This is a genomic window from Paenibacillus sp. GQ49 (assembly GCF_059759055.1).
Map to the genome: position 1 here is coordinate 572,155 of NZ_JCAXEL010000002.1, position 8,005 is coordinate 580,159.

Sequence of the window (8,005 nt, forward strand, 5' to 3'; positions counted from 1 at the left end):
GTGTAAGGCAAAAAATCAATTACAGCTTAGTGCATTACCCAGATTCCGCCAGCCAATACGGAGAGAACCGTGATAAACGTTTGATACACCACATCCATAATCAGATTTCCGATACTGTCTCCATCTGCCTTGCGATTTTTAATCATGACATAAGTATGTGACCAAAGACCACTTAATCCGTATATGTACATCGTTACCAATACACCTACCCAAAAGTTACCCTGGAACCAGATGGCCATAATCCCCATAACTCCAAGCCCTACCTGGGAAAAACCGTATTTAACCTGAAATGGTCCACCAGGCCATCCTAACATTTTGGCTGTCTGATCCGCTCTGGCAATGTTGACAACATAACCAATCACTCCAACCAATCCAAACGTAACCACAAACTGATGCAGCAGCAATACCCTGCTAATCTCGCTCATTTCCCCGGGAAAACCTAACACATATAGGTGTACTCCCCCTGAAATTAGACCTAACAACCATAGAACCAAAAACCACATGCCTGTCCCACTCCCGCCGTTTGTTATTTGGAATCATTTGTAACTAAATGTACAATCTTGTAGATAAACACATTATATAATCGCTTTTACATTTGTCAATTCATACATAATTTTCTAGTATGTCGAAGCTTTTGTCATTTTTGTTCTTCTGTACGCAAACAAGAAAACCATATAGTTCCATTTAACTTGAAAATAATAGGAGTTTAGCCCTAATATTACATTAAGATGTTTGAATCCTACTTCTTTTTTAACGCTTCAAAAGAACCACAACTCATTTATTTGACATAGGTGATAGTTCAATTATCATCTGGTTGATCATCTACAATTACAGGATAACAACAACTATCAATTAACAATATGATATAAAAGAATTGACATCCGATCACTTTGTAACTATTATAGTTACAACGGTGGTGATTATCCCATGAGACAAATCAGCAGTCGCTTTTCCATTGCGGTTCATACACTGTCCCTGATCGCTGTTATGCCCAATGAATGCACCGGAGATGTGATCGCGTTGAGTGTGAATACAAATCCCGTGATTATTCGGCGGATTATGTCCAAGCTGAAACAGGCTGGTCTGATTGACGTCAGACCCGGTGTGGGCGGTGCTTCCTTGTTGAAAGATCCGGCCGACATTACCCTTCTTGATGTATATCGAGCGCTTGAGGTCGTGGAGGATGGGGAATTGTTCAACTTTCACAAACATCCGAATCCGAAATGTCCGGTCGGCAACATGATTGAGCACACCTTGCGTGCTGAACTCATTGAGGCTCAGACCGCCATGGAACAGCGCTTGAATCGTGTAACCATACAGCAGATGATGGATCAGATTCATGTCTCTGAATAAAAAAGCTCATTGCGAGCTTTTTTTAACCCTTTCGTTGTAATCACACCTGTTATAACGTTTTTGATTACATCCATATGCAAGCAATAAGCGTATACGACTTATCTGGCTTGAGTTAAGCACGTCGTATCCAACCAACAACACATATCATAGGAGGAAAAGAAAATGAAAATTTTGGTTACTGGCGCAACAGGTCAATTAGGTTCACTGGTCGTAGAGGCATTGTTAAAAACGGATACTGCCAAGGATTTGGCAGTAAGTGTACGTAATCCGGAGAAAGCGGAAGCTCTCCGTGTTCAAGGCGTTGACGTGCGTCACGGTGATTTCGATCAACCGGAGACGTTGGAGAAAGCTTTTGCCGGTGTAGACCGTCTGTTACTCATCTCCACCGATGGTGACAATGAAACGCGTATTCGCCAACATCAGGCTGCCATTGACGCTGCCAAGAGCGCAGGTGTTGGTTTCATCGCTTATACAAGCGTTGTGAATGCAGAGAAAAATACCCTTTCCCTGGCGGAAGTTCACCGCGCTACAGAAAAAGCTATTCGTGAATCCGGCATTCCGTATTCCTTCCTGCGCAACAACTGGTATCTGGAAAATGAAGCAGGCAGTGTGCAAGCAGCTACGCAAGGCGCACCTTGGGTTCATGCCACCAACAACAGCCAAGTGGGCTGGGCTACCCGCAGTGACTACGCCCATGCTGCAGCAGCTGTACTCGCAGGAGAAGGACATGAGAATACAGTGTATGAATTGTCCGGCAAACTACGCACGCAAGCTGAACTGGCTGCCATTGTTGGTGAAGTGCTTGGGCAGGAAATCAACGTGCAAAACGTGGACGATGCCACTTACGCTGACATCATGAAAGGCGCAGGTCTACCAGACTTTGTCGTATCAATGCTCGTTGATATGCAAAGTGCCATCCGTGAAGGCGCATTGGCAGTAGAAAGTGATACATTAGAGCAATTGCTTGGCCGTCCAGCTCAGCCACTTAACGAAGGTATTAAAGCAATTGTAGGCAAGTAAGTTTTGGATATAAGAAAGGGACACACCAACGAATGTTGGATGCGTCCCTTTTTTTGTGTAGCTAACGATCAATACAACGATATACCCGTTGAACGGATGACTGTACACTCACCCGTTGATTGCGACTGCTGCAATTTGAGATAGGTATTTATGCTGTATACAACAGTTCATCACTCACTGCTCACTGCTCAAGAATATAACGTGCGGGAATGTGATCGGCCAGCCAGATATTTTCGTTTCCATGATAAAAAAGGATTCCGTCTGTGGCCGCTTGAGCAGCATTGATTTTCAAAATGACAGGCTGATCATCCCGTCTTCGTCCCACCTGATTGGCCGTATCGATATCTGCGGACAGATGTACATACTGCCTTTGCCGCGGCTGTAAGCCATGTTCCATAATAGAATTCACTGCGCGTGCCGGGGTCCCATGGTACAGGGTTTCCGGTGGCTCAGCAGGTGACTTGGATATCTTATGGGGCGTCGAATGTCCATACAACGCCCGGATGCGGCCAGAACGGATTTCATGTCTCTTTTTCTCCGAGGCTTGAATCATCTGCTCCAGATCGGCTTGCGTGACTTCCTTCCACTGCGGACTTTCATGTAAAGCCACCAGCAATTGCGAGATTTCCACCCAACCCTCTTCGTCCAGTTCCAGCTCATACTCCCATGGTGCATGTCGCAGAGCGTAGGAGAGTTCCTTGCTTAATTTCATCAGATCCATTGCAATCATCTCCCACATCTAATAAAACCGTCTATTTTTGCGATTGAACCGCTGTTAAAATCTCCTGAATGTTACGTTCCAGCCCTTCATCGTCTTCCTGATTGAATTGGCGGTGTCCATCAATCCCACGTTGGATAATCGTATTCATCACCGGATGAACCTCACGATCGGAAGCCACCCGAATCAGATCATCGGCAAAATCAACCGCCTGCTGCTCACTGTAGTTAAACGGCTTAATCAGCATCCGAATACTTAGTGCATGCGCTTGTGGCTCCGCCAGCTGATCCCTGTTCGTAATACCATAGACCGCACCAAACCCAAAAGCAGCCATCACCTGACGCTCCAGTTCCGTCATTTGTTCCAACGGTGTGCCCATCAGCTCACATATTTTGTCAACCATCTGCTCCAGCTCATTTGCTGCCGCAGCCAGAATTAGGTCATTAATATCGTCAGCCTTGATAAATTCAGTCATATTGGTTTTCTCCATTTCTGCACCGTATTTGATCCATTCTCTCAGACTCTATGAGAACATTGTATCGGAGTTGGGGTGTTCGTTTCAAATTCATCTACGAATAAAGGCGAAGTGAATGCTCCCGAAGCAGTTTTCTTACAGAAAGCTTTTAGGTCTGCTTCTTCAGTGCATGAAGATCTTTATGTATGCGTGGGGCAACTTGGTAAATGTTCATATGCGTCACTGTTAATACCAACGTGATTCATCGTTTGGCGCAGCTCCGATACAAATTCCATAAAATACACTTCAGGACTACGGCTTCCGGCATAATACTGCAAGTCATAATCGTAATTTAACCTCGAAAATACATCATGCAGATCGTCAACCAGTATCTTTTTCATATCCTCTCTCGTAATAGCTGGGTCCATGCTACACTCGTTGGCCAGGGTCTGCATTGTCTCCTTGAGCGCCTGCTGATCGTATAACGGGTTAGACAACAGATGTTGCAAATCATACAAGTCTTTAAACCTGGGCCTCACTATCGTTTGATGCAGCTTCCATGCAATTTGGATGGAGAGTGGTACAGTGTAAGGAACGACAAAAGCTTCACCAACCATGGGTTGGTAGGATAGAGTAACAGGCTTCTCATCCAAGTCGAGGTTAAAAGATATATCAAGATGCAGTTCATCCTCATACTCATTTTCATTCCTTGGTTCACTATCAATATAAAAGGCAAGCTCCGTGTTCACCGTAGGAAAATCATCCGCCATCGCGTAGTCTATTCTTCTCCAGAAGGCATTCTCCCGAAAGCTTCGGAATATGATACCGTCATTCAGGTCCATCTCCGTTACCCGGATCATCCAGTCTGTAAATACTGCATTGGCCTGATCCTCAGTCTCAATTCGACCTGTATACAGAAAGTCGATGTCATCCACATAACGAATATTGGGATTCTCCAAATACTGTCTTGTTAATAAGCTTCCTTTTAATACAAATGGACTATTCACTAGAGAAGCGCGTTTTAATAGAGCTTCTAACACAACAATGAATCTCTCATCCTCATTTAGGAGGTGCATTTTTATGTTTTTTTCTGACACTCGTTCTCCTCCTCCATTCTTCGTACTCAACATCTAATTAGATCCATCCACGATCTAGTTCTTCCCGGCTGTCATAGATGCACAGTTCATATTGCTGTTTTAACAGTTCGATCTTGTTCGAATACAAAATGGTATGTATCTCTCCCACTCTACGATAAAAATGTTCTGCACTCTCATATTCACGGACCGTTACGAATCTCACTTTGCCATCTGCATTAAGTGAGTTCCGTGAGATATGTCCGCCCGAATCCGCGCACAGTTGCTTCAATACGGCCACATCATCCACATATACCTTTCCGTGCCATTCGAAATAAGGCTTGGACTGTGCCAGCATTCGCTGATCAAAATACGTTTCTTCCTTAGCCGGAATTTCCACCTTCGTCCGAACAACTGTGAATCCGTTATCCCGAAACTTCGCCCCAACTTCTTCAATAACATTCTTCACTTCTTCGTAATTCGTGCTATGTACAATGCCTGTAATCATTGGCTGATTAATATATTCACCTTTGTCCAAGACGATCAGCACGGGCTTCACGTTCTCTTGATTACAGATGTTGATAAAGGTCTCTTTCTCGTTCTGCTTCAGATCACGCATGGTTACATGATATTCAAATTCCATCAGGTCACTTCCTTACTGATTTTTGTCATCTCTCATTAGACAGATCTCTCTTCTATCTTCTGTTAATTCTCCACTCACATCACTTAACTCAAATATTTCCACAGATCTTCTTTAAGTTTTACAATTCACGTTCAAAACGCACCCCTAATTTCTCTACAAGATACTGACAACTGGGGCATTCGTTAACATGAACTAGGAGAACTTTATTTACTCAGCAATTCAAAAAATTCTAATATATTGGTCGCGACTTTTTGTGTCACAGGAGAAAACTCCTCTGACTCTTCATGAAACCAAATAACTACAGTAGGCTCTTCTGTTTCTCTAAAATCCAAACAAATAAAATCTCCTGAAAAAAGCGCTGCAATAGGAACTACATTCATTCCCACTAAATCTTCATTATCAGTTAATCTATCACCTATTTGCGTAATAGTAACTTCAATATCATACCATCCATTAATAGGATCAGACTCACTGTCATCCAATATACATAGAAATTTTTCTATTATGTATTCTTGCTGATTCATACTAAACATATTTGTGATTGGTACAGCTCCGTTATGTTCCTTAATAAAATGCCTATAAGATTCAGGGAATGAAACTCTGAAACTTCGCTCAACTGCATCTAATAAATCATCGCCTGGTAATGGAACGACAATCGTATTAACATCCATTCTCATATGCTTCACTTCTCATTCTCATCTTTTAACATATGCCCCACCACATGGACTTTAACCAGGAAGATCAGAGTCCCCTAACAACAACTTCCTTTCGTACACACCATTAGTATAAAACTGGATATGATGCTCTTTCTACCATTTGAGTGTTGTCGTCATCATTTTGGCATAGGAATCTGAAACAGGATCTCCTGTATAGGGGTGAACTCCCAGCTAAAACAAGCACACCTTTAGGTAACAGATGTAACAACTATAGCCATTTCATCAAACTATAAAAAACTCACTCCTGACTCATTGTTCGAGTAGGAGTAAGCCTTTTAATTTTTTCTCATATGGTTGCATTATAGGAAGAACCTATTCTTCTAGCATATCAAGAAAACGATTAACATTATCTGCAATCTTTTCTGTAACTGGGTCATACTCATCTGATTCCTCATTATACCATATACAAACAACTGGATCGATTTTACTTTCAGTATAGTCTAGACAAACAAAATCTCCTGCAAATAGAGCTGCAATTGATACTAATTCAGCACCTGTCATATCTCCATCAGAGAGTATCCTTTCATCCAATTGACTGAAAACAACCTTGATATCATACATACCTTTATCATGCTCACTTGGCTTGTCCAATAAACAAAGAAAACGATCAACCACATATCTATTCGATTTAAATTCAAAAAATCTAGTTATTGGAATAGATCCATTGCTTTCCGATATAAAATCTATAAAATCTTTAGGAAACTCGATTTCAAAATTCTCTTCTACACGCTTAATTAAATTACTACCTGGAAGCGGATAAATTATACTGTTATTTTTTATTTTTAACATATTTCACCTCTCAAATCAATGTCTTGAGGCGTCTGCTCATTGTCCCTTTGTTCTTCCTCCATTATGCTTTGCAATATTATGAATACCAAAAGGTACAAGTTGCATCAATCCGCTTTCCTCATTATGGTGACAAATTTTCTTCGGGTTGTACTTTATTTGGTAATCTAGCGTTCAGCCACTTGAATTGTACAACCTCTGTTGCCTTCAAAAGTTCCTTGGTAATATATCTTCATGCAATATTACACTTCATATCGGAGATTTCAAACCTTTTTATTTCTTCACTTTAACCGTCGGGAAAACCGCTTCGTACTCCTCAATCGCCATAAACAGTGGCTCTAGCTCTGGTGGCAGATCCGCCACATGAACAGGCGCTTTGTTGCTGCCCTCCTGTTGCAATAGACCTGCTCGTACGTTGGCCTCCCCGTCCAAAATGAAGCTACCACCCCCACCAAGCAGCCATTAGTTATTTTCGACACGCAAAAAGCTCTCTCCAACTCATAAATCAAGTAAGAAAGAGCTTTTGAATGTTAATCAAATGTTTGAATCATTTAATGTTGGGTTCGTTGGATATGGTTGTGCTATACGATTTAATTAGCTTGGTATCAAATTGCAACATCTTGGTATCCTACATCAGCTATTTCTTCATCTAATAAACGCAACCCTAAACCATTCTCTGAATCCCATGTACAACTAAAAAGAACTCCAATGTCACGTTCTTCATTAATGTCTCCATACGGAACAACAATCCCCTCTAAAGTAATCATCTTCATCAGTTGAGCTGTTGTTTCAACTAATGGATAATTCTCATTAAACGCAACATCATAACCCAATTCACTCCTTTTTTGTATGTAATAATCCAAAATAGGTTGTAATAAGTTAAATTGCACTTGTTTCCAATCTTGTATTAATGATTGATATGCCGTATATTGTTTTTCATCAAATCTTCCATCTTCATCGCCATCAATCATCAATGTAATTTCAAGTTCTCCTCCGAATAATTGAAACATAGTCTTCCTGGTCCAACCATAGTTATATTCGAGCACTCCAAAAACAGGATCATCTTTTATCATTGTGTAATCTCCTCTTTATTGTTTATTAGAAAATCCCCCAGGTTCAAACGCTCCTGCATTTATTTCTCCCACACCTCCAAGATGCCCAAAAGTACTATTTATCTTTGTTGGTACTAGCTGCATTGTTTTAACATCATTTAATTCGTGCCATGTTAGTTTATTTTTATCT

General features: G+C 41.4%; 13 protein-coding genes. 2 read left to right on the forward strand and 11 right to left on the reverse strand.

The annotated features are described in order from the left end of the window. Window positions 1–26: 26 nt before the first annotated feature. Window positions 27–503, reverse strand: coding sequence for a DUF6790 family protein (locus tag AC6CIF_RS07125; RefSeq protein ID WP_026080959.1), 477 nt, complete (start codon window positions 501–503; stop codon window positions 27–29). A gap of 424 nt (window positions 504–927) precedes the next feature. Here AC6CIF_RS07125 and AC6CIF_RS07130 point away from each other — a divergent pair, with 424 nt between their 5' ends. Together AC6CIF_RS07130 and AC6CIF_RS07135 are read left to right on the forward strand one after the other, a co-directional pair. Further along, window positions 928–1,353 carry an Rrf2 family transcriptional regulator gene (locus AC6CIF_RS07130; RefSeq protein ID WP_498198693.1) on the forward strand — a complete coding sequence of 142 codons (426 nt, stop codon included), beginning with the start codon at window positions 928–930 and terminating at the stop codon, window positions 1,351–1,353. A 162-nt stretch (window positions 1,354–1,515) separates the two neighbouring features. After that, window positions 1,516–2,373, forward strand: a complete 858-nt coding sequence (locus AC6CIF_RS07135; protein WP_498198695.1) for an SDR family oxidoreductase — start codon at window positions 1,516–1,518, stop codon at window positions 2,371–2,373. Window positions 2,374–2,554: 181 nt separating this feature from the next. Here the strand turns inward: AC6CIF_RS07135 and AC6CIF_RS07140 are convergent, their stop codons facing one another. The 10 genes from AC6CIF_RS07140 to AC6CIF_RS07185 form a co-directional block, all read right to left on the reverse strand. Continuing rightward, entirely contained in the window at window positions 2,555–3,094 is a 540-nt protein-coding gene (locus AC6CIF_RS07140; protein WP_498198696.1) for an RNA 2'-phosphotransferase, read from the reverse strand. A gap of 31 nt (window positions 3,095–3,125) precedes the next feature. Then, window positions 3,126–3,566 (reverse strand): Imm48 family immunity protein, encoded by a 441-nt coding sequence (gene imm48 / locus AC6CIF_RS07145; protein ID WP_498198697.1) that lies wholly within the window; start codon window positions 3,564–3,566, stop codon window positions 3,126–3,128. A 179-nt stretch (window positions 3,567–3,745) separates the two neighbouring features. After that, window positions 3,746–4,642 (reverse strand): nucleotidyl transferase AbiEii/AbiGii toxin family protein, encoded by an 897-nt coding sequence (locus tag AC6CIF_RS07150; protein ID WP_498198699.1) that lies wholly within the window; start codon window positions 4,640–4,642, stop codon window positions 3,746–3,748. Between the two features lie 37 nt (window positions 4,643–4,679). After that, on the reverse strand, window positions 4,680–5,261 hold the full coding sequence (locus tag AC6CIF_RS07155) for a hypothetical protein (RefSeq protein ID WP_498198701.1): 582 nt from the start codon (window positions 5,259–5,261) through the stop codon (window positions 4,680–4,682). A gap of 203 nt (window positions 5,262–5,464) precedes the next feature. Next, on the reverse strand, window positions 5,465–5,938 hold the full coding sequence (locus AC6CIF_RS07160; RefSeq protein WP_100528557.1) for an SMI1/KNR4 family protein: 474 nt from the start codon (window positions 5,936–5,938) through the stop codon (window positions 5,465–5,467). Between the two features lie 351 nt (window positions 5,939–6,289). Then, the gene (locus AC6CIF_RS07165) at window positions 6,290–6,766 is read right to left on the reverse strand and encodes an SMI1/KNR4 family protein (RefSeq protein ID WP_498198703.1); all 477 of its coding nucleotides are present in this window, start codon (window positions 6,764–6,766) and stop codon (window positions 6,290–6,292) included. Between the two features lie 36 nt (window positions 6,767–6,802). Further along, complete coding sequence (locus AC6CIF_RS07170; protein ID WP_498198735.1) at window positions 6,803–6,922, reverse strand: HNH endonuclease; 120 nt, start codon at window positions 6,920–6,922, stop codon at window positions 6,803–6,805. Window positions 6,923–7,036: 114 nt separating this feature from the next. Beyond that, a complete protein-coding gene (locus tag AC6CIF_RS07175; protein ID WP_498198705.1) occupies window positions 7,037–7,195 on the reverse strand; it encodes a hypothetical protein in 159 nt (52 codons plus the stop codon). Window positions 7,196–7,368: 173 nt separating this feature from the next. Beyond that, window positions 7,369–7,836, reverse strand: a complete 468-nt coding sequence (locus AC6CIF_RS07180; RefSeq protein WP_498198707.1) for a DUF6985 domain-containing protein — start codon at window positions 7,834–7,836, stop codon at window positions 7,369–7,371. Between the two features lie 15 nt (window positions 7,837–7,851). Further along, window positions 7,852–8,005, reverse strand: a 154-nt coding sequence (locus AC6CIF_RS07185) for an HNH endonuclease (RefSeq protein WP_498198736.1), incomplete at its 5' end; no start/stop codon positions are given.